Here is a 23550-nt window from a genome sequence, read left to right as displayed (position 1 = left end):
GGCCTTTTTAGATGCATGAGGCACGCCTTTCTTCATCGATTTCTCATCGTGTGGCAAAAGGATTTCATGTTTTCGCCGTCCGAGCTGAAGAAACCCGATCGTCGGGCATCCAAAAAGGATGTCCTTCAAAGCGTCTTTCAGGAAATATCTTTCAGGAAATAAACCAGTCATGGCATCGAACGATTGCAAAACCGTGCAGCAATGTTTGTCGGCCTACTACGACGGGGAACTGTCGGCGGGTCAGACGGCGGAGGTTGCGCGGCACATCGAGGCGTGTGACGAGTGCGCCGCCGATCTGAGCTCGTTCGAGTCACTTAGCTTGGATTTCGCTCAGACCTCGCTGCCTGCGATGCCACCCCAGTTGTGGCAGAAAATTGAAAGCGAACTTGAGCCTGTTCCCGTTCCGGAGTCTGTGACGTTGCTGCGGCGTGTTGCGGATTCGATTGGCCCGTCGCCTTACGTCGCGGGCTTCGTCTCGATGGCGGCATCGGTCTTGCTATTGCTCGGTTTAGGGCTTTGGTACGGCTCGGAAGAGCCAGGGGCTGCAATTGCATTGCACTCGCACCAGGGCGAACACGACGTGTCGCACCAACACTTGGCCGAATTCACGGGGGTGATGAACGACTATTTGAAAAAATTGCACAGCGAACCTGATGCAGCGGAACGGATGCTGCTAACGAGATACAACGGCGAGCGGGTCGACGTCGACGGCGCGGTCAGATTGGTCGGCTACCGGCCCATCGTTTCGGATGGATTACCCGAGGGCTATGCGTTGGCTTCGACCAGCGTGCTGAAAATGCCCTGCTGCACCTGCGTTAAAGCGGTGTGCCGGCGGAATGACGGTTCAACGTTGGTGTTGTTCGAACACGACGATCAAGAGGCGGCGTGGTTCGGTGATCGGCCGTCAAGCATGGCGACCTGCGGTGACAAGGATTGCTGCTTGATCGATCTCGACCACAGCATCGCTGCGACGTGGAAGCAAGGTTCACGAAATGTCACCGCGGTCGGAGTGCGGGATCAAGCCGAAGTGGCAACGCTGGTGAAATGGTTAGAGAAGAAAGCGGGAAGAGCGGGAGTTGGGATAGAGGGAGCCTGAGGTGCGACACATCAACCTTTTCCGCGTCGCCTTCGCTCCCGAGATCCAAGTTATATAAACCTAATTTGAGTGCACTCAATCCAAAGGGACAACGATGAATCATTGGTTGACGCGACATCGCAAGTCGCTTTGGATCGCCCAAGCTATCGCGTTTGTGCTACTGGGTTTTGCGGTCGCGTCATGGTTCGGCGGCGGTTCCCAAACACCCACCGCTGTGTCGACTTCCACCTCGCATGATGTTAGTGCACCTAGCAAGCCGGCGATATGGACCTGCTCGATGCACCCTCAAATTCGTCGCGATGGGCCGGGCGATTGTCCTATCTGTGGCATGGATTTGGTTCCTGTTCGCGAATCTGCGGGCGGCATCCGTACTGTTTCGATTAGCGATGCCGTCAAAAAGTTGATGAAGGTCGAAACCGTTCCCGTCCAGCGACGTTATGTCACTGCCGAAGTGCGAATGGTAGGCAAGTTGCAGTACGATGAAACGCGATTAGCACACATCACCGCGTGGGTTTCCGGACGGCTTGAACGCATGTTTGTTGATTATACCGGTGTCAACGTCAACCAGGGCGATCACATGGTCCAGCTGTACAGCGAAGAACTGTACACCGGACAAGAAGAATTGATCGCGGCCACCGAGTCGGCAGCGACATCCAATCGCTCTTCACGCTTCATCCAACCGATCGACTTGGCCGAATCCGCTCGCGAGAAACTGAGGCGGTTGGGGATGACAAAAGAGCAAATCCAAGAGATCGAGCAGCGACGCACGCCATCGGAATCGGTCACTATCTATTCGCCCGTGGGCGGCATCGTGGTGAAAAAGTTGAAACAGGAAGGCGAGCGTGTGCAAACGGGGGATCGTATTTATACGGTCGCTGATTTGAGTCAGCTGTGGGTGCAATTGGATGCCTACGAATCGGACTTGGCGTGGTTGCGTTATGGTCAACAGGTCCAATTCACCACCGAAGCCTATCCCGGCGAGATTTTTCGCGGTCAAATCGCTTTTATTGATCCGGTGCTCAATGCCGATACCCGCACCGTACGGGTTCGTGTCAACGTCAGCAACGAAGATGGCCGTTTAAAACCCGAGATGTTTGTCCGTGCGATCGTGGAATCCAACGTTGCCGCAGGCGGCCGCGTCCTAGACGCCTCGTTGGCTGGTAAATGGATCAGCCCGATGCACCCCGAGATTGTCAAAGACGAACCAGGCAATTGTGATATCTGTGGCATGCCGCTGGTGCGTGCCGAAACACTGGGGTACGTCACCGCAGAGCCTTCGGATACCGCAAAGCCACTGGTGGTTCCCGTCTCGGCGGTGCTTTTGACTGGCACTCGAGCGATTGTTTACATCCAGATCCCCGATGCCGATAAGCCGACTTACGAGGGACGTGAAATCGTCATCGGTGCTCGCGCAGGCGACAGCTACTTGGTCAAATCGGGGCTCCGCGAAGGCGAGTTGGTCGTTATTCACGGAAATTTTAAACTCGATAGTGCACTGCAGATTTCAGCCAAGCCTTCGATGATGACGCCTCAAGGTGGCGGCGGATCCACAGGACACCACCACGGTAATGAATCGCCAACGCCCCTCGATTCGTCGATCGCAATGTCGGGGCACGCCATGTCGCTGCCTCCGGCATTCGTCACTGCGGCGATCGCGGTGGTGGATCAATATGAAACGCTCCGTGAATCGCTAGAGGCGGCAGATTTACAAGCTATCCAAGCTAACTTTGTCACCCTGGGCGAAAAAATGGCGAGCGTACCTCCCGCGAACCTTTCACCCGAGTTGTCGGGGCTGTGGCGTGAGCTTGCAATGTTGCTGCAAAATGATTCGGTCGAAGGTCGGGATGTTCAAAGCATGCGTGACGCCGATCGTGTCTTTGCCGTCACCCGCAGACATATCGAACAATTAAAAAATCAGTTTGCATTGTCAATGGATGACGACGAACCCGCAGTCGAAGTGCTCGATGCACCGCAGGCAGTGGTTACTCAAATCAAGCAACTTGTGCCGATCTATCTAGCAATCAGCGAGGCGTTAGCGGCGGACGAAAGCGAACATGCAAAACAGTCGGTCTCGAAGTTACACGACTGGATCGCAGCAACGTCTGCGGTCGAAGGCTCTGGGAAAGCGATCGAGCGTTGGACGAAAGAACGACGTGACTTGTCCGAAATCACTGCCAGGCTTTCTAAGGCCAACGACCTGGAAACACTGCGAAGTAGTTTTGCGTTGTTGTCCGAACAAATGCTGAGCCTTCAGCGGATGTTCGGCTTGCCCGCTTCGCAGTCGTTATATGAACTGCATTGCCCCATGGCCTTCGATGGTCGCGGCGCGTCATGGATCCAGTCGGATGACGCCGTTCGCAATCCCTATTACGGTGCGTCGATGTTGAAATGCGCGGATCGAATCGAGAAGTTAGAGGCGAGGGGCGAGAGTAAGTAGTAGCAGGTAGCGGAGAAGATTTTGCTCGTCGGATGGTTGGTATTTAAGAACGCGACTCGGCTTTGCAACACGAAACAATGTCTGACTCTCACCCCAATCCTCTGGACTCTTCTCTGTCCACCGCGCGGCGGACGATGCTCGGACGTATCATCTGGTTCTGTCTGACCAACAAGTTGGTCGTGTTGCTATTGGTCATCGCGACAATGGTTTGGGGTGTGATGGTCGCGCCATTCGATTGGCAAGTCGGTGCGTTGCCTCGCGACCCGGTACCGGTCGACGCGATCCCTGATATAGGCGAGAACCAACAAATTGTCTTCACCGAGTGGATGGGCCGTAGTCCGCAAGATGTCGAAGACCAAATCGGCTATCCGCTAACCGTGGCCCTGCTCGGGATTCCCGAGGTCAAGACGATCCGGAGCTATTCGATGTTCGGATTCTCGAGCATCTATATCATCTTTGGCGAAGACGCCGATTTCTATTGGTCGCGAACACGGGTGCTGGAAAAACTAAACAGTCTGCCCTCGGGCACGCTGCCCACCGGCGTGCAGCCCACGCTTGGGCCTGATGCCACCGCGCTCGGGCAAGTCTTTCTCTATACGCTCGAAGGTCGTGACCCTGAGGGGCAACCCACAGGCGGTTGGGATCCGCGTGAACTCAGGACGATCCAAGATTATTACGTTCGCTACTCGCTCACGTCCGCTGAAGGTGTCAGTGAAGTTGCGTCGATTGGCGGCTTTGTCCAAGAATATCAAATCGATGTCGATCCCGATGCGATGCGTGCCGCTGGCGTGACGCTGGCCAATGTGTTCGAGTCGGTGCGGATGACCAATGTGGACGTCGGTGCGAGAACGATCGAGCTGAATAAAGTCGAGTATGTGATTCGCGGACTGGGCTTTGTTGAGCAAGTCGAGGACCTGGAAAAGACGGTCGTGAAAGTGACCGACAATGTGCCGATCACGGTCAAGGACGTCGCGACGGTATCGCTCGGGCCGGCGCTGCGTCGCGGAGCACTTGATAAAGCGGGCAGCGAAGCGGTCGGTGGGGTTGCGGTGGTGCGATATGGATTCAATCCGCTGTCGGCGATCAAGAATATCAAACAACGCGTCAAGGAAGTTTCGCCTGGCTTGCCGATGAAGGTCGTTGTCGATTACACCCGGGTGACCACACGCGAGGTGGACGACTATGCCGACTTGCACGGATTGAACGCAATCACTGCGGGTAATACCAACGATGCTGCGTGGGTGAAGCACCTGCGCAGCATCCCCACCGAGCGATGGCCCGCGTGGATTACGACTAGCCAAGTTGCGATCGTGCCGTTCTATGACCGGACGGGATTGATCTATGAAACGCTCGGTACGCTCAATACGGCGCTGAGCGAAGAAATTTTGGTCACGATCATCGTCATCCTGGTGATGGTGGTTCACCTGCGAGGCTCGTTCTTGATCAGTGCCCTGCTGCCGTTGGCGGTGTTGATGTGTTTCATTGCGATGAAGTCATTTGGGGTGGATGCCAACATCGTCGCACTGTCGGGCATCGCGATTGCGATCGGGACGATGGTCGACATGGGGATCATTCTGACCGAGAACATCTTGAAGTATCTCGACGAAGCTGATCCCGACGAAGATCGGATGCCGTTGATTTTCAGAGCGTCGCATGAAGTCGCTGGAGCGGTCTTGACCGCAGTGTCCACCACCGTGGTCAGTTTTCTACCCGTGTTCACGATGATCGGAGCGGAAGGCAAATTGTTTAGGCCGCTCGCGTTTACTAAAACCTTTGCGTTGGTCGCTTCGGTCGTGGTCGCACTGACGATCATTCCTCCTGCGGCTCACATGTTGATGGGAGGCCGGCTTCGTTCGACGCTGCTTTTGCGTGTGGCGTGGTTGGGACTCTTGGTCGCGGGGATTACGGCATCGATCATGCTCGTTTGGTGGATCGGGGGCATTTTGATTGGATTGGCGACCTTCAAATTGTGGGAAGACCGCATTCCCGAGCGGTTTAGGCACTACGGACCTACTGCGGCGAGTGTTTTGGCGGTGATCGTCGTCGCCGTGCTGTTGACGGATCACTGGTTGCCGTTGGGGCCCGAGAAAGGTCTGCTGAGAAACCTGATGTTTGTTGGGCTGTTGATCGGCGGCATCCTCGGGTTCTTCACCGTGTTTCAGCGTTGTCTGTATGAGCCGACTTTGCGTTGGTGTTTGAACCACAAGTTGATGTTTCTTTCATTGCCAACGGTGATTCTGATATGGGGTGGGTGTGCATGGCTCGGGTTTGATCGCGTCTTTGGTTTTGTGCCGCGGACATTGGCCGCCGTTGGGGTGCCCGAAGTAACCGTCCGCACGTCGTCGCCTTGGCAAGCGGCGTCGACTGCGCTTCCTGGGCTGGGCAAAGAGTTCATGCCGCCGCTCGACGAAGGTTCGTTTCTGTACATGCCCACCACCATGCCGCACGCTTCGATTGGCGAGGCGATGGACGTCATGCAATTGCAAAATCAATTGCTGATTTCGATTCCCGAAGTCGAGTCGGTGGTGGGTAAGATCGGCCGCGCCGACAGCCCGCTAGATCCCGCGCCGGTGTCGATGATTGAAACCTACATCACCTACAAATCCGAATACAAAACAGACAAAAACGGTCATCGGTTGGAATTCGAGTACGATGACGCAACGGGTGAATTTGTGCGTGATCCGAACGGTGAATTAATTGCAGACGATGGCGGACGCCCGTTTCGTCAATGGCGAGATGAAATTCAAAATCCCAACGACATTTGGCAAGCGATCACCGAAGCGGCTGAGATCCCCGGGACAACGTCGGCGCCAAAGTTACAGCCGATCGCTGCTCGGATAGTCATGCTGCAAAGCGGGATGCGAGCCCCGATGGGGATGAAGATCAAAGGCCCCAATTTGGAAACCATCGAACGCGTCGCGCTCGAGATGGAAGCGATGCTCAAGCAGGTACCATCGGTACAAGCATCGGCCGTCATTGCCGATCGAATCGTGGGAAAGCCCTACTTGGAAATCGATATCGATCGCGACGCAATCGTGCGATATGGATTGCACATCCGTACGGTCCAGGACGTGATCGAAGTCGCGATCGGGGGGCGGCAAATTACGACGACGGTCGAAGGGCGAGAACGATTTCCTGTGCGAGTCCGCTACGCTCGTGAACTGCGTGATGATATTGAATCGCTCGAGCGAATTCTTGTTCCTGCACCTACGGGACAACAGATTCCGCTCGGTCAATTGGCCGACATTCGCTATCTACGCGGCCCGCAAGTGATCAAGAGTGAAGACACGTTCTTGATTGGCTACGTGCTGTTTGACATGAAGCCGGGCAATGCCGAAGTCGACGTTGTCGAAGATGCCCAGGCATTCTTGGAAACCAAGATTGCGTCAGGTGAATTGACGCTTCCGGCCGGCGTGACGTATACGTTCGCTGGCAATTACGAAAACCAACTTCGTTCTCAAAAGACGCTGTCGATCGTATTGCCACTGGCGCTTGGAATCATTTTCCTGATCCTTTATTTGCAATTTAAATCGGCGATCACGACGTCGCTGGTCTTTAGTGGGATCATGATCGCATGGGCTGGCGGATTTATCATGTTGTGGCTCTATGGCACCGAGTGGTTCCTCAATTTTGAGCTGTTTGGCACAAATATGCGTGAGCTGTTTCAAGTTCACACGATCAACCTCAGCGTTGCCGTTTGGGTTGGTTTCTTGGCGTTGTTCGGCATCGCAAGCGATGATGGCGTCGTGATCGCATCGTACTTGGACGAAAGTTTTCGCAAGGAGCGGATTGCAAACGCGAATCAAGCTCGCGAAGCTACCGTCATCGCCGGAATGCGACGCGTTCGTCCTTGTTTGATGACGACGGCAACGACACTGCTGGCCCTGATCCCGGTGCTCACTTCGACCGGCCGGGGTAGCGACATCATGGTGCCGATGGCGATCCCCAGTTTCGGCGGGATGACGATCGCGATCATCACGATGCTGGTGGTCCCGGTGCTGTACTGCAGCGTGATGGAATGGAAGCTGCGGCTAGGAATCAACGACGAGCGATTCGCCGAAAATGCCTGATCTGAAGCGCTGAAATGAAGGATGAAAGTGAACATCACGAGGCAGAATGGGGGAGTTTTCAGAATCGTTAATCCCATGCTTCTCGTCACTCGTGCCGGAACCGCTCTAGTCGTTGGGGCAATGAGTAACTAAAATTTGCACTATGATCCGATTTGTTTCACTACTGTTGATTCCCTTTTTTGTGCTGGGGCAAGCTCTGCCTCATTCACACGCGGGGACCAGCGTAGCTGAACCGGATGGTCACGCTTTGCGTCCGCATCTCCATTTGCATTCGCACGACCACCATCATGGTGACGAAACACATCATCATGATCACGCTGATCGTCATGCCGGTGAAGAGGATCTAGCAGCGGATGCTCAAGGTATCTCGCCAGCGCCGGATCATGATTCGGATGCGCTTTACCTGGCGGCATCCGAGCAATCACTGACGCGTCATTCTCAATCGATCACGATCGAGGTTCAGGCTGCGGATTGGGATGTTTTCATCGTCCCGTATGAGGTCGATACGCGGTGTCGTTATCGAACCAGCGATCCGCCGGATCCGATGGCAGCACTGCCGATCTATCTTCTCACAGCCTCGCTTCGGCTATAGCGGACGCTCCCTTGCGCGTGTTTTGATTGTGCGCAAATTCGAGTAGGCGATCGAAGTAGGTCCGGTTCCCGCCGGCGATTCGCTCGGAAGGCTTGGTCGGTAGGAACCGGCCCTGTATGAAAATCAAGCTGCTGAGATTTTGCCGCTTGCGTTTGGCTTGCTCCCGCCTGTTTTACCCTTGCACCTACGGCTGCGCGGTCGGTGTTGCCCGCTGCGAATTTGTCGAGAATGAACCGATGAAGAAACCTTTGAAATCACTCTTAAACGCTTTGCTTGGGCCCGCAATCATCATCGTCGTCGTCGCGGCGATCTGGTTCTTTCGTGCCGAATTATGGGGCAGCCACGAAGCGGTTGAAACGCCGACGGCTAGCCCATCGGGCAAGTCCGACGAGAAGCAAACTGTGCTCGAAATCAGTGGCCAAGCGAGGAGGAACCTTGGCTTGGTATCCAAGCCCGCGCGGCCACAGACGTACTGGCGATCGGTCACGATTCCAGGTGTCGTTGCTGATCGTCCTGGCGTGTCCGACCGCGGTGTCACCTCGCCCGCGGTCGGTATCGTTACCGCGATCCACGCCTTTCCCGGTGACACCATGCGTCCCGGCGACTCGCTATTCACGTTACGATTGTTCAGCGAGTACTTGCAGAACACGCAGACGCAGTTGTTCAAGGCCAATCAAGAAACACTCATCGTTCAAGCGGAATTAGACCGGTTGTCGAGTGCCGCCTCGGTGGGAGCGATTTCTCAAGGCAAGATGATTGAGCTGCGGGCTAACTTGACTCGCCAGCAAGCGGTCATTCAATCCTCGCGTCAAGATTTGTTGACCCGTGGATTGCTTCCCGATCAGATCGACCAAGTGCAACAGCAAGGTGAGTTTGTTTCGACAATCGAAGTTACGGCGCCGCCGTTGATGCCTCAAACGTCGCTTGAGGATGGTCATGGAAACGCAGTTCGCCAAGCCAGTTTGGTCACTGATTCGGTCTCGCCCAACGACGTGGCTTATGAAGTTCAAGAGTTGAGCGTGGAGATGGGCCAGCAGGTCCAGGCCGGCCAATTGCTGGCCAAACTATCCAATCATCAATCGTTGTACGTGATCGGTCATGCGTTCAAACGCGAGGCGTCGTTTCTAGAGCAGGCGGCCGAGGCGAATCGTGCGGTCGAGATTGAGTTTGCCGAAGTCAACACGGCAGATTGGCCCGTGGTAGAGCAAACGTTCGTGATTCGACATCTCTCCAATACGATCGATCCCGACAGCCGCACGTTCGATTTCTTCGTGCCGCTTTCGAATCAGTCGCATGCCTATGAAAAATTGGGGAACACATTTCTGGTGTGGCGTTTTCGACCAGGCCAACGGGCACGGATTCGAGTTCCGGTCGAGCAATTTGAAAACGTCTTTGTGTTGCCTGCTGAAGCGGTGGTGCGAGAAGGACCCGAGGCGTATGTGTTTCGCCAGAACGGCGATTTGTTCAAGCAACTGCCCGTCCATGTACTGCACGAAGATCGTCTTGCAATCGTGATCGCCAATGACGGCAGCATTTCACCGGGTAGCTATCTGGCCCAGAGTTCCGCTGCTTCGCTTAATCGGGTGCTCAAGTCACAGTCGGCTAGCGGAAAAGCTCCCGGTGTGCATGTGCATGCTGACGGTACGGTGCACGCGGCACATTGATTGAAGATTGAAGATTGAAGATTGAAAGGAACCAGACATGAATGATTCGGAATTGAAGAAGAGGACAAAGCAGCTTGCACTGAGGGTGATGAAGCTCGTCGGTGCTTTGCCGAAAGATGCAGTCGGGCGTCCCATCGGCAATCAATTGATCCGGAGTGCGACATCTGTTGGGGCGAACTATCGAGCCGCGTGTCGCGGGCGTTCGAGAGCTGAGTTCGTCTCAAAGCTTAGCATCGTCATCGAGGAAGCAGACGAATGTTGCTACTGGCTCGAACTCATTATTGAAGGCGACCTTTTACCAAAGGAGAAAGTCGAAGCACTACTCGACGAAGCGAATCAAATCACGGCAATCATGGTCGCATCCCGAAAAACAGCCAAAGGTGAATGAGGGTCGGCGATTCAATGTTCAGCAATCTTCAATCTTCAATCGACGATCTTCAATGTTAGATTCAATTATCAAGTTTTCGCTTCGCTATCGGATGCTGATCGTCGTGATCAGTTTGGCGGTGTTGGTGTATGGTTCGTACCTTGCCACACAAATGTCGATTGACGTTTTTCCTGACCTCGACCGACCTCGCGTGGTTATCATCACCGAAGCGCCCGGCTTGGCGACCGAAGAAGTTGAAACGCTGGTGACTCAGCCCATTGAAATCGCGCTGTTGGGGGCCAACGGAGTGCAAGCGGTCCGCAGCCAGTCGACTGCGGGGCTGAACGTCATCTATATCGAGTTTGATTGGTCGACCGAAATTCGCGCGGCCCGGCAAACGGTGCAAGAGCGATTGGCCACACTCGAAGGCATTCTGCCCGTTGGCATTCGCCCTCAAATGACCCCTCCATCGTCGATCATGGGGCAAATCGTCGTCGCCGGTATTTATCGTCAGGATGGCCCCGGCGGCGGACGACTAGCTCAGGTCGGCAATACCGAGATGATGGCCGAGATCCTGGTGGGAGCTGACGGCAAACCGCAGATTCAAATTTGGCAACCGGAGGACCGTCATGATCTGTCGACCTGGACTAAGTTGGAACCAACCCACCTGCATTGGAATGACGATCTGAATACTGGCTCGGGCTTGCAATCGGGGCCGCTGGGAACGGCCACGGTTCTGATCAACGGCAGTACCCACGAAGCGAATTTTTTCAGCGAAGCCAAACAGCAACTTGAACTTCGCACCGTCGCCGATTGGATTGTCCGTCCTCGACTATTGAAAGTCACCGGCGTGGCGGAAGTATTCATGCTTGGCGGCGACCGCAAACAATACCAGATCCTGATCGATCCAACCGCGCTGCTCGAATACGACGTCACCGTCCAAGATGTCGAACGGGCGCTGCGGGCCAGTAATATCAACACGAGTGGTGGATTTGCCGTGACAGGCGAAACCGAGCGTCCCATTCGCATCCTCGGGCGATTGGGGCCTCAGTCGCGAGTGGTCATCGAAGACCTGAAGAAGGTTCCGGTGGGTAATCATCCCAAACGCTCTGTTTTGCTCGAACAGGTCGCTCGCGTCACCGAAGGGCCTCAATTCAAACGGGGCGACGGCAGCGTCGATGGTCGTCCGGGAATTGTCTTTACCACCGTAAAACAACCGCACATCGATACTCGAAAACTGACCGACGATGTTGCGCAGGCGTTTGCGGAAGTCGAAGCGTCGTTGCCGGCGGACATCGTCGTCAATAGTGAACTGTTTCGCTTGAAGAACTTCATTGATCGGGGCATCTTCAACGTCGCCGAAGCCCTCGTTATCGGCGCCGTCTTGGTCATCATCGTGCTGTTTTTGTTTTTGCTGAATTTCCGTACGACCTTTATCACACTAACCGCCATTCCCTTGTCGCTAGTGCTCACGACGCTAGTGTTTCGCGTGATCGGGATGCTCAGCGGCAGCGAGTTGTCGATCAACGTGATGACGCTTGGCGGCATCGCCGTTGCGATGGGTGAGTTGGTCGATGACGCGATCGTTGATGTCGAAAATATCTTTCGTCGATTGAAACAGAACAACGCTTTGCCAAGCGAAACGCAGAAGCCATCCATCGTCGTGGTCTTCGAGGCGAGCAAAGAAATTCGTAGCTCGATTGTGTTCGGCACCGCCGTCGTGATCCTGTCGTTTATGCCGCTGTTTGCCCTCTCCGGCGTCGAAGGTCGCTTGTTCACACCGCTGGGGTTTGCCTATATCGTTTCGATCCTGGCTTCATTCGTGGTGTCGATGACGGTCACTCCCGTGCTGTCGTATTACCTGCTGCCTCAATCCGGTGCGACCCATCATGAAGGCGACGGTTTCTTGCTTCGTGGTTTGAAGCATCTGGTTACGCCGCTGATTCGACTGAGCATGGCGATGCCCGGCACACTGTTGATCTTGACCTGGATTGGCGTGGGGCTCGCCGCTTGGCAAATGTCACAGATGGGCAAAAACTTTTTGCCTCCGTTTGATGAAGGCAGCATTCAGGTCAACGTCAATTTGCCGCCCGGTTCGTCGCTGGACGCATCGAATCAAGTGTCTCGGTCGATTGATTCGGTGTTCCAATCGATGCGGAAAACCCGTGAGCATCCCGCCGGCGAGATTTTGCACTTTGTTCGCCGCACCGGGCGTGCCGAGATGGACGAGCACGCATCGCCCGTCAATTCGGGAGAATACATACTCAGTATGAATCCCGATTCGCCAAGCGAGCGTGACGAAATCATCGCTCGACTGCGAGCAAAGATCAGCGACGAGGTTCCGGGCGTGGACATCGAGGTGGAACAACCGCTCGCGCATTTGATCAGTCATATGATCTCGGGCGTGTACGCTCAAATTGCGATTAAAATTCACGGCGATGATCTCGACACATTGCAGCGGTTGGCTGAACAGGTGAAGCGGACGATCGAAGACGTTCCCGGTATTACACCGCCCATCGTCGAACCGATTCAAGAAACAGCGGAACTGCATATCGAATTGCGAGCTGACGATTTGGCGCTGTACGGATTGACGCGACAATACGTTGCCGACGTTTTGCAGACGGCACTACAAGGGGAAGTGGTTTCGCAGGTCTTAGAGGGACAACGTCGATTCGATTTGCTGGTGCGTCTCGAAGAGGAATATCGGACGGACTACGCCAACCTGGATCGACTTCGTATCGACTTGCCCCATGTTGATGGCGATGCCGAACGCGGCCAAATTGAACTGCATGAGGTCGCCAATGTTGGTGAGGGGACGGGGCCGAACTCGGTGAATCGCGAGAACGCGCGACGCCGAATCGTGATTCGCTGCAACACCGAAGGCCGCGACTTGGCCGGCGCGGTAGGCGAGATAAAACAGCGTGTTTCTGCTCAAGTTCAATTGCCCGTTGGCTATTTCATTGAATACGGCGGCCAATTTGAAAGCCAACAGCGGGCGACTCAGATGATCATCGTGCTGGCCGCGATCTCGGTCGTCGGTATGTTTGTCGTGTTGTTAATTCTGTTCCCTTCGGTGCGGATTGTCTTACAGGTTTTGAACGCCTTGCCGACCGCGTTCATCGGCGGTGTGATGGCACTTTTGATCACCCAACAAAGTTTGACGGTCGCGAGTTTGGTCGGATTCATTTCGCTTGGCGGGATCGCGGTCCGCAACGGCATTCTGCTGGTCACTCACTATTTCCACCTGATGAAAGAAGAGGGAGAAGTGTTCAGCCAGGCGATGATCGTTCGTGGCAGTCTGGAACGGCTTGCCCCCGTTTTAATGACCGCTCTGACTGCGGGGATTGGGCTGATTCCACTCGTCTTGGGCGGGCAAGAACCAGGCCGCGAAATCCTGTACCCAGTGGCAACGGTGATTCTCGGCGGATTGACCACGTCGACGTTTTGTGAGTTCTTGATTCACCCCGGATTGTTTTGGAAGTTCAGCGGCAAAGACGCCATTGCGATTGAAAATCGGCGATTGTCGATTGACGAATTCGATGCCTCTCGAAATCCAAATTTATAAACCATTGAGATTGTTCCCACTGCCGCGATTCTTGATGGTTGCCTTTCAATCTCCAATCAAAAATCAACAATCGCAAATTGATGAAGGAAAATTCTGATGAAAGTTTTCATGTTTCTAACGCTTACGATTTCACTCTTGGGCTTCGTGGGCTGCAAACAGGAAACCGCGCCCATTCCAACGCCTCCAGCCGAAACTGCCGACGAACATGGTCACGATCATGCCGATGGTGAAGCCCACGATCACAGCGTCGCTGGACATGGACACGGTGCTGGTCCCCATGACGGCGTCGTTGCTGATTGGGGCGGGGGAAAGTATCACGTTGAATTCACGGTTGATCACGACAAGACCGAAGCGACCGTCTATGTGCTCGGAGGCGATGAAAAGACACCAGCACCGATCGATGCCGAATCGATCGAGCTAAGTATCGTTGATCCCGAAATGGTAGTCACCCTTAAAGCGACTCCGCAAGACAATGACCCCGAGGGCAAAGCGTCACGCTTCATCGGCACGCATGAAAAACTTGGGGTGGTCCAAGAGTACGAAGGGACGATGACCGGTGTGATCGAAGGCACCCCGTACTCGGGTGATTTCAAAGAGGAAGCTCACGATCACTAAGGGATTGAAAGTTGAAATCTCGTCCGGCGAGGGGAGGCACGCGTTTACGTCGGCTGCGGTCATGGTTGCCGTAGCCGAATCTTGACTCGGGTCTTCGCTTTTTGTTCCACTCGCGATATCGATTTGGCTGGGGCCAAGGGGATCGGCCAAGTTTGCGACGGAGGTGATATTCACAATCGAGCACGATTGGGAAATGGATTCGATAGCGCCCGCAGGTTGAAACGCTCGCAGGTTGAATGCCGCGATTGCTACGACGTGACGCGTTGTCGTTTACTTGTTCTCTAAGTCAGCGATTAGCGTTTTCATCTCAGCGATCTCTTTCTTTTGAGTCGCGATGATCGCATCCGCTAATTCACGGACTCGCGGGTCGCTAATCTCCGCTCGCTCGCTGGTTAGGATGGCAATCGAGTGGTGAGGAATCATCGCTTTCATCCAAGAAACGTCTTGAACGGTCTGTTGGCTTCGAACCAAATACAACGCCGCAGCGAAGACAACGAAGCTTGTGGCAAAGATGGCGATATTTTTCTTCTTGCTTTTGTACATGCCAAGCATGAACGCCAGCATGATTGTCGCCATGGTCGCCCCCATCATTAGTGCCATGTAAAAGCGGGTTTCGCTCCAATAAATGTGATCGATCGCATAAGTATTCAAGTACATCAACAAGAGCATCACGACCGTGGATGTCGCGATCATGGCGGCAAAAATACGGTACTGGGTCACGGTACTGTTTCCTGTGTTCGAGGTTCGACGCAATTCCAGATCGCAAACGAGCGAGGGGCACAACGACCGTGCGCATGGCGATGCTCACTCGTTTGGCGGGAAGCTCTATTGGGAACGAGATGAATAAGGCCTTTTACTTTTTGTGTTTCATCATTTCGTCCATATTCTTTTTGCACATTGGACACATCTCGCCTGACGTTTCGCCGTGCATTTTTTGGGACCGCATCATCGCGATTTCCATCATTGACATCGGTTTATCAGGAGAATCGCCAAGAATCGAACGCTGCTCGGATGTCAACACTTTTGTCGCCTTGCTCTGAGCTTCTTCGGCGATCCGCTTCAACTGCTGCTTCTGCTGCTCCGTCAAATTGAGTTCGTCCGCTCGTGCCATCAGCAACGGTGGACTGTCAGCGGTCAGCTTGATTCCTGTTAAGCCGGTCATCATCGGACACATCGACTTGGACGACATCTCTTTGTTGCTCTCGCCCGTTGTTTGTGCAAATGTCATCGACTGAATTGAAAAGGCAACAAGCGACGCAAGTGCCACTCCAGCGACTCCAAGTGCGAGCGGATTGCGTGGTTTGTTATGATGGCCTTTCATGTTGTTTCTCCTAAAAAGCGTTATTGGAAATCAGTACCGCCCGACGCAGTACGAACAAGTAAGAGAAGGGCAAGTCGCGTGCCGCGATGAGCCGTGTATTCGCGTTTACTCGTTGAGGGCGTGGTCAGCGTGGTCGTGAACATCTTTCGTTCCAGCATGCTTCCGCGTTGAAGTTCGCGAGCGTCGCAGCAAGTCTCTACAAGACCGTTGATCGCCTAAACGCCGGGGGGGCCGGCAAGAGCGTCTGGTACCCCCGCCGGGTATCGCTACAATTTGGCGGATGGAGAATCCAGTCGACCCCAGTCCGATCCAATCGATCGACGACGCAACGGTCCGTGCCGCTGCGTCGGGCGCTCGGGCTGCGCGTCGCAATCTCTACGAACAAACGTCCCATCGCGTCTTCCGTTTGATGGTGCGGATGGTAGGACGGCAAGACGCTGAGGATCTAACGCAGCAAACCTTTGTTCAAGCGTTTGGAAAACTCAGCCAATTCGATGGTAAAGCCAAGTTCGAGACATGGCTGTATCGATTAGCCACTAACGAGGCGTTGCAGCATTTGCGCCGCGAGAAGCATCGGCGGACGAAGGAATTGCTCGTCGAACCCACGATTCAACCCGCCGATCGACTGGAACAGAGCGAACGCGCGGTCATCGTCCGGCAAGCACTTGAGGCGATCGATCCAGAGTTGCGAGCCATCTTCACGCTAAAGGAAGAAAGCGGATTGTCCTACCAAGAAATATCGCTGGCACTCGGCATCCCCGAGGGAACCGTGGGATCGCGGCTCAATCGAGCGCGGCGCGAGTTGCGGAAGTTAATTGACACACCTCAATGATTGGCGCGCCCTGTTGCACTTAATCTCGTGCCAAGAAGCTGTTGCTAGAAATACACAAAGGAGAACAATGACAGACAAAAAGAAGAGCCGTGAGATGAATTGGTCAGCGATTTCGGGGATCGCCGCGGTAGTCGCCTCTATCGTTGCGGTCGTCGCATTGGTACTTGGAGCGAATCACGCTGCAGAGCAACGCGACTTGGCGGTCGATCAAATGCGACAACAGCAACAGCAATTTGAGGCAGAACGCGATTTGCGGATGCAGCCATTCGTGGCGTTCGATCGTGTGACATTCGCATTTCCGGTTGAGGCTACGGACGTGAAAGGACGCCGGTTTGATTTGGTTCGAAAAGACGGCGTCGTGATCGACCATACGCCCATTCCAACTCTTACAAACTATGGAGCCGGTCCAGCGTTGCACGTTGAGGTCAGCTACGAAGGGAATGACAAAAAACTCTTTCCGACGTCGCCAATGCACATGCTTCCTGAGCAGCAAACTAACTTCTTCTTCATCCCGGATGCCTTGAATAATAGCGAAAAACCAGAGCGGATGATTAAGGGCACCGCGTTTATTCGCTGTCGTGATTCCCGTGGCCGTCAGCATCGTGTCGAGCAGAAATACACCTGCAGCACAGACGGGAAGACGGTGCAGTTTCAGTTTGGAACTATCACGACCCTACCCATCGACTTCACTATGCCGGAGTACTCTATGTATAGTTCGTGGTCGGCTCTGGATATGAAGCCGACCTATGAACTAACACCATGAATCAAACTACCTTTCGCCAAGCGGATCGTCTGCATCGGTGAACCGACCGTAGTCGTCACGCAATTGATCACTACGACTTTCGCCGGGCGACGTGGTCGCCAAGATCAGCATGCGCCGAGCGGCCAGCGTTCCTTCGATGATTTCATCCAAACGCTCCGTCTGCTCGGCTGATGAGCCAATCCAACCTTCCTTTAGCAGTTGGCAGAACCGGCTGTTGTTAAAAGAACGTGGGTGGTTATCCCAGTCAATACGCAGACCGCCACGTGGTCCTCTTGCTTGATCTGAACCGGCAAATTGATTCCAAATACCCAGCGGAATGTACATGCCTGAAACCATCCCAGCGTCCAAAGAACTTTTCTGACGGGCTTCGCAAAATTTGAAGAAGAAGGCGTCTGATCCAAGCCGGTAGTCATTCACGCTTCTAATCGTCGATGGCAATCGGCCCAAGTCCTCGGTCGCCTTGTTCATCTTTTCTAACTCAACGGCGTAGTTGCGATCGGAGTCGGGCCGATAGACCGCTTTGCCACCACTTTCAGCTACGAGTCGTTTGTACTGAACCAAAACAAACGATCGAAAATTATGGCTGTAGTAAATCAGATCGACGCCCAAGGTGTGTTCGAGGGGCTGACGATTGCAGTTTAAGATTGTAAGTTGTTGCCCGGTCGAATTAACCACCTGGACGGCTCCGAATATTTCTGCGTGGGAAACCTTGAATCCAGGGAAAGTGACTGCATCGAAGTTGATCTGCGTGTCTTCTCGGACATCGTAGTGAGACAAACGATTAAGAAAACTCGGCGTTGTTGCGGTAGCTGGTTGCGTGCCTTGTAAAATTGCTTTTCGGAAGTTCGTGCCACCGAAAGTTTCGAGTGACGTGATGACCGCATCCCGTTCAAAGACTTCAAGTCCGCCCTCGGGATTCAGTTCGATGCGTCCCATTTCGGCGAGGCGTGAACGAATCCCTGGCATACCCGACCGGACCGTTTGAGATTCACCCTGGATGGCTCCCAAGAGTTCTTCAGTCAGCTTGGGTGGCAAACGAATTGGGGCGCCGAAGCCCAAGGGGATTCGGCAGCCATGCCGTTTAGGCATTTTGTCAACTAACGATTGAACGTCGATCCGACCGGCTGAGATCAGATTGCTAACCTTGATCCGCTTCTCGTCGGTTGCCACCAGCGAACCTGATCGAGAAATCCCAACGTAATCGACACTGAAATCGGGGACGTCACCGATCTGATACATTTCCGAGTACTGCAGTGAGACAAGGCACACTTGGTGCTTCTTTGGTTTCACTTCCGACCTAGCAACCGTCGCTGTGAATTCGCCTCGATTCTCAATTGCCTGCTGAATCGACTCCGCCTGGCTGCCTTGAAATCGTAACCATATTGCTTCTTTCATTTCATTTTTCCTCTTTATGAGTGTTTCGTATACTCTAAGAGAGAACACTCAAAAGAATTCTCATCAGAAAATTGAAAAAAAGTTTTCCCCTCTGATTTATTGGTTTTTTAGCTAGATTAAGGGCATCCGACGGTGCGGTCGATCTTGGCGATCGTCGTCGCCAAACTGGCGTCGAATCGGGCGAGCTGGGTTTCGAACATCAACAGTTCGCGGTAGGTTTCAATCAAGCTAAAGAAGTCGGTGCGTTTGCCGCGGTAATCGGCCACGGATAGCTGCAACGTTTTTTCAGTGCGGGGAATGATCCGTTCTTCGTACAATTGTCGCTGTTGGACCAACGAGTCGGCTTGGGCGAGTAAACGTCGCAACCGGCCGTACAACGAGTCACGTTCGGCTTCCATGCGATTGGTGGTGCTGTTGGTGCGATGGGCCGCTTCGCGAATGCCCGCATTGATCTTGTCTCGCCAGATCGGCAGCGTCGTGCCGACGGTGAAGCTAAGGTTGTCGTGACCGTTGGCAACACCACTGAGCACGTTGTCATCGTCGCTGAGGATCGACAAATTCACGCCGACTTGCAAGTCCGGATACTTTTGTAAACACGCCAGTCGTTGTCGTTCGCGATCACGCTGGATTTCCCACGCCAAGCCTTGCAGTTCAGGGCTGCACGTTTCCGCCGATGCGATCAATTGATCCAGTTGGCGAGAGGCATCGGAAAGCTCTAGTTCTTTACTGGTTTCTGGGGTCATCGACACCGGTTGCTGTAACAACGCCGCGAGATCGGCTTGCGCCATCTGTTTTTGTTGGGTCAGCTGAATGCGTTGATCTTCGAGTCGATCCGATTCCAATTGCGCTCGCAGTACGTCTTGCTGCGCCCCGCCACTGCGATAGCGCGCCTCGGCCACCTTCGTTAAGTCATCCACCAGTTCGGTTGTCTCATCGACGATTTGGATTGCTCGGGTCGCGTACCAGAGTTCGTAGTAGGCGATGCGTACCGATTCGGTAATCTCGCGTTCGATGCGGTCCACCTCCGCTTGAGCGATTTGGACCTCGCGGCTGGCGATCGCTGCTTTACTGCGCAACTTTTCAGGCCAGGGGACGCCTTGGGAAAGTGACATTTGATGCGCGACCCGTCCGCCCGCGGTTTGCAGGGCTTGGTCATGCAGTGGCCAAAAGGTGTTGTTGAACATCGGGTCCGGCAGTGCGTTGGCCTGCGGGATCACGTTGGTTGCCGCGGCAACGCGATGTCGGGCGGCTTGGATTCTTGGATGTCCCGCCAACGCGATGCCAACAAAGTATTCGACCGGTTGGCCGCCGGAGGACGCCGTTTCCTGTTGGCTGGACGATGGTTCATTTGGCTGCGGCGGAGGGGTGGCCGGATTCAGCTGCGGCGATTGGTTTGCCTGGTTCGCATCTTGATCGTCTGCATCGAGGTTGCCCTCGGCTTCGTCCAGCAGCGTCAAATTCATCGCAGCAAAGACTGCGGCATCGTCGTAACGGACCGGGCGAATGGGGGATTCGGGGTCATTCGCGGTGGCGATTCCCGTGTTTTTTTCCGCTGCGACCGCATCCACAGGTCCGCAAACCGGTAAAACGGACGCGTTTGCCAAGGGAGCGGTACGGTTGCGGGCTGATGTGCACCCCCCGGCGGAAGCTACTAGGATGGCTAACAGTAACAGGCGTTTTTTTCGGATTGGTTGAAGCGTTTGCATGCCAGTTCCCGCGATGAAAAGCGTCACTTTTTGATTTGGTGTAGCTATAATGCCACTGTAAAACTTGCCCAGTCCGTAAATTCCCCTTGAACCAATCGGGCAAATGACCGATACAATGCGTATACCGGTCATGGGTATATTCATCGGAGCGTTTCAGTAGTGATCTTCCGCTTAAGTCATATCGCCGTCATTCTTTCGCTGATCGTCGCAACGATGATCCAGCCGATGGCGTTATGTCTGGCCGAAGCATCTTGCCCTACGAAATCCGCTGCGAGCTTGATGTGCCAAGGGTGTGGATGTTGCGAAGTCGCGATAGCAGCGACGCAGTGTGGTTGCTGCTGTGCCAGTAACACTGCCGCGGATGAAACGGCTGCGACTGAAACTGCCCCAACGGATCAGAAAACATCAAGCTGCGATCACGATGATGCTGCGGCGGTGACATCCCCGTCCATCGCGACGTCGCCGTCGGCCAAATCAGCGAACAAAGTTTTGCTTGCTGAGCAAGCGATCACAGAAAGTCACAAAGCAGACGCCCGCAATCTTTCCGCGTGTCTGTGTGGTGTGACCTCGCCACCGCTGAGTGATTCGAGTCCGCGTCCTCCGATCAACGAGCTGCGGGACTTTGATGTTCTCAGTTACTTTGTTCGTGTCGTTGACGCCGAAGCTGCGCTCTCGAGCGTTCGCCCCGAGGGTGAGCTAGTTGGCGTCGATGTACCGGCGGAGCACTTTTCTCAGCGTGTGCTCTGTATTTGGCGTATCTAGCGTCTGCGCTTGAGTTGCGCGTTCATCGCAACTCTCTTCTTCTGTTGATTTTCGCGTTGGTGCATTCTTTAGAAGTGCTGCGTGATGATGTCGCGTTGTTGCTTTCCTGACTCGTCTTCCATGCGATGACCTGTTTGCGCAACCCCCATCTCTATCGACCCATTTCGATCCCGTTTGACAGTGGTTACGAAATCCGCAACGGAATATATGATGACCGGTAAACCAAAACCTAACGACTCCAGCACGCCCTTGACGAACGAACCTGTTCTTTCATCGGCCCCCGATTCTTCATCGAGTCCAGCGGAAGAACCTGAAAACATTGCTGGCGATGTATCGATCCCCAAAGCGTTGGACGAGGATCGCAGCGGATGGAAATGGGTGGTTCGGATCGGTGCAAAGGCAGCGGCTGTGTTGGTCGTCGGCGCGCTGTTGTTGGTGATGATTGGGGTCGCCCAACGGTCTCGATGGATCACACCCGATGGTTTTTTCGGAGCGACGCAAAGTGAGGTTTCGCAGGCCAGTGAGGGCGACGCCAACAAGCGTTACATCTGTCCGATGATGTGCACTCCGCCATCGACCGAACCCGGGAAGTGTCCGGTTTGTGCCATGGAACTGGTCGAGGCGGTTGGCGGTGGCGGCGGAGATGGGAAATCGGTCACGATCGAAGCGGCGGCGCGTCGGTTGGTGGGTATCCAAACCGCGACGTCCCAAATGGGCAATGTCAATCGCGTGATTCGCACGATCGGTGCGATTGATTATGACGAAAGCAAACTGGCGACCATCTCGGCCTACGTCGATGGCCGATTGGAGAAAATGTACGCCAATTACGCTGGCGTTCGTGTCAAAAAAGATGACGATTTGGCACTGATCTACAGTCCTCAACTCTATTCGGCACAGACCGAATTCATCACCAGCATCGACGGTGGTTCGGTAGGACGATTCAGTACCAACGATGCCAATTTGAACGAGATGGCTCGCGAGAATCTTACCGAACTTGGGATGACTCCATCACAAATTGAAACGCTTCGCAAGAGTGGAAAACCGCAGTCACGCATTCGCATCAAGTCGCCTCAAACCGGCACCGTGATCGAAAAATCTGCCGTCGAAGGTGACTACGTCAAAACAGGTCAAAAGATTTATCGTATCGCGGACTTATCGTCGGTGTGGTTGATGTTAGATCTGTTTCCCGACGATGCTTCGGTGGTTCGGTTTGGCCAGCAAGTCGAAGCCGAGATTCAGTCGCGACCTGGCGAGGTTTTTACCGGTCGTGTGGCATTTATTGATCCAACGGTCAACACGCGAACTCGCACCGTTCGCGTGCGAGTTGAGATCTTGAATTTTGATGGCAAACTTCGTCCAGGCGACTACGCGACCGCACGCATTACCGTTCCCACAGTGGCCACCGACTTGGTTTACGACCCGGCACTCGCGGGCAAGTTCATCAGCCCGATGCATCCGCAAGTGATCCGCGATAACGCTGGTGAGTGTCCGTTGTGTGGGATGGACTTGGTGTCCACTTCGACACTGGGATTTTCCCCGACGCCGCTTGCGCAGCAAGAGGTGGTAACGGTGCCCCGCGATGCCGTGCTGTTGGCCGGCAGCAACAGCGTGTTGTATGTCGAAACGGAACCAGGCCGTTTTGAGATTCGGCGGGTGACGCTCGGTGCGATGAATCGCGATGAAGCTGTAATCGTCGAAGGCTTGGCGGCGGGCGAAACCGTGGCGACGGGTGGGAATTTCTTGATCGATTCACAGATGCAACTCGCCGGCAATCCATCGCTGATGGACCCCAGTCGGGCACCGCGTTACGCACCCGGTCCGATGGCGTTGCCGCAAGCGGAACCGCTGATGTTGGCCAACGAGAGTGGGAAACGGTTTGACCAAGCCTATCAAGCCTACTTTGAGATCCAAAGTGCGTTGGCTGCCGACATGACGCCGTCGCCTGTGGCGCTGAACACATTGCTCGAAAATCTTTCGCAATTGGAATTGTTGGGCGATGTTCCCGACCGCGTACAGAAAGAGTTGGCGTCGGCAAGACGCAGCGCAGGACGAATGGACGGATCGATCGAGACCGCACGTGAAGCGTTTCGAGGGGTCAGTCACGCGATGCTGCGTGCTGCGGCGATCGCACGCGGGCCGCAAACGGCAACCAAGCTGACGCATTATTACTGTCCGATGGTGCTCGGCGACGGGGGCGATTGGATGCAGCCGGGCGGTGAGTTAGTCAACCCGTACTGGGGCAGCGAGATGTTGCACTGCGGCGAAGTCGTCCGTGATTTAGCCCTCGGGAAGGCGAGTGAGGAGTCTTTGGGGGGGAGTGAGGAGTGAGGAGTGAGGAGTGAGGAGTGAGGAGTGAGGAGTGAGG

At 54.5% G+C, this 23550-nt stretch carries 16 protein-coding genes; 12 read left to right on the top strand and 4 right to left on the bottom strand.

Annotation, left to right across the window (positions count from 1 at the left end):
• Positions 1-169: 169 nt before the first annotated feature.
• The 8 genes from Pla52o_RS15910 (at position 170) to Pla52o_RS15875 (ending at position 14406) form a co-directional block, all read left to right on the top strand.
• A complete protein-coding gene (locus tag Pla52o_RS15910) occupies positions 170-1096 on the top strand; it encodes an anti-sigma factor family protein (protein ID WP_146595566.1) in 927 nt (308 codons plus the stop codon).
• Between the two features lie 94 nt (positions 1097-1190).
• A complete protein-coding gene (locus Pla52o_RS15905; protein ID WP_146595565.1) occupies positions 1191-3533 on the top strand; it encodes an efflux RND transporter periplasmic adaptor subunit in 2343 nt (780 codons plus the stop codon).
• Positions 3534-3610: 77 nt separating this feature from the next.
• Positions 3611-7603, top strand: coding sequence for an efflux RND transporter permease subunit (locus tag Pla52o_RS15900; RefSeq protein ID WP_146595564.1), 3993 nt, complete (start codon positions 3611-3613; stop codon positions 7601-7603).
• A gap of 142 nt (positions 7604-7745) precedes the next feature.
• Positions 7746-8195, top strand: coding sequence for a hypothetical protein (locus Pla52o_RS15895; RefSeq protein WP_146595563.1), 450 nt, complete (start codon positions 7746-7748; stop codon positions 8193-8195).
• A gap of 236 nt (positions 8196-8431) precedes the next feature.
• Positions 8432-9859, top strand: coding sequence for an efflux RND transporter periplasmic adaptor subunit (locus Pla52o_RS15890; RefSeq protein WP_146595562.1), 1428 nt, complete (start codon positions 8432-8434; stop codon positions 9857-9859).
• 37 nt (positions 9860-9896) lie between these two features.
• Positions 9897-10247, top strand: a complete 351-nt coding sequence (locus Pla52o_RS15885; protein ID WP_146595561.1) for a four helix bundle protein — start codon at positions 9897-9899, stop codon at positions 10245-10247.
• A gap of 52 nt (positions 10248-10299) precedes the next feature.
• Positions 10300-13791, top strand: a complete 3492-nt coding sequence (locus tag Pla52o_RS15880; protein WP_146595560.1) for an efflux RND transporter permease subunit — start codon at positions 10300-10302, stop codon at positions 13789-13791.
• 96 nt (positions 13792-13887) lie between these two features.
• The gene (locus Pla52o_RS15875; protein WP_197169273.1) at positions 13888-14406 is read left to right on the top strand and encodes a hypothetical protein; all 519 of its coding nucleotides are present in this window, start codon (positions 13888-13890) and stop codon (positions 14404-14406) included.
• A 270-nt stretch (positions 14407-14676) separates the two neighbouring features.
• On the opposite strand, the gene Pla52o_RS15870 is transcribed toward Pla52o_RS15875, so the two are convergent.
• Positions 14677-15126, bottom strand: coding sequence for a DUF305 domain-containing protein (locus Pla52o_RS15870; protein ID WP_231612393.1), 450 nt, complete (start codon positions 15124-15126; stop codon positions 14677-14679).
• Between the two features lie 133 nt (positions 15127-15259).
• Positions 15260-15727, bottom strand: coding sequence for a hypothetical protein (locus tag Pla52o_RS15865; RefSeq protein ID WP_146595559.1), 468 nt, complete (start codon positions 15725-15727; stop codon positions 15260-15262).
• A gap of 280 nt (positions 15728-16007) precedes the next feature.
• Here Pla52o_RS15865 and Pla52o_RS15860 point away from each other — a divergent pair, with 280 nt between their 5' ends.
• Together Pla52o_RS15860 and Pla52o_RS15855 are read left to right on the top strand one after the other, a co-directional pair.
• Entirely contained in the window at positions 16008-16559 is a 552-nt protein-coding gene (locus Pla52o_RS15860; protein ID WP_146595558.1) for an RNA polymerase sigma factor, read from the top strand.
• Between the two features lie 67 nt (positions 16560-16626).
• Entirely contained in the window at positions 16627-17322 is a 696-nt protein-coding gene (locus Pla52o_RS15855; RefSeq protein ID WP_146595557.1) for a hypothetical protein, read from the top strand.
• A gap of 6 nt (positions 17323-17328) precedes the next feature.
• On the opposite strand, the gene Pla52o_RS15850 is transcribed toward Pla52o_RS15855, so the two are convergent.
• Positions 17329-18717 carry a hypothetical protein gene (locus Pla52o_RS15850; protein WP_146595556.1) on the bottom strand — a complete coding sequence of 463 codons (1389 nt, stop codon included), beginning with the start codon at positions 18715-18717 and terminating at the stop codon, positions 17329-17331.
• Positions 18718-18833: 116 nt separating this feature from the next.
• Positions 18834-20321, bottom strand: a complete 1488-nt coding sequence (locus Pla52o_RS15845) for a TolC family protein (protein ID WP_315852955.1) — start codon at positions 20319-20321, stop codon at positions 18834-18836.
• A gap of 261 nt (positions 20322-20582) precedes the next feature.
• On the opposite strand from Pla52o_RS15845, the gene Pla52o_RS15840 reads away from it, so the two are divergent.
• Both Pla52o_RS15840 and Pla52o_RS15835 read left to right on the top strand, forming a co-directional pair.
• Positions 20583-21185 (top strand): hypothetical protein, encoded by a 603-nt coding sequence (locus tag Pla52o_RS15840; protein ID WP_146595554.1) that lies wholly within the window; start codon positions 20583-20585, stop codon positions 21183-21185.
• Between the two features lie 210 nt (positions 21186-21395).
• On the top strand, positions 21396-23513 hold the full coding sequence (locus tag Pla52o_RS15835; RefSeq protein ID WP_390620887.1) for an efflux RND transporter periplasmic adaptor subunit: 2118 nt from the start codon (positions 21396-21398) through the stop codon (positions 23511-23513).
• Positions 23514-23550: the final 37 nt, after the last annotated feature.

It is taken from the genome of Novipirellula galeiformis (assembly GCF_007860095.1).
GTDB lineage: Bacteria > Planctomycetota > Planctomycetia > Pirellulales > Pirellulaceae > Novipirellula > Novipirellula galeiformis.
The sequence above is the reverse complement of the archived record's forward strand: the minus strand, read 5'-3'. Positions and strand labels throughout refer to the sequence as shown.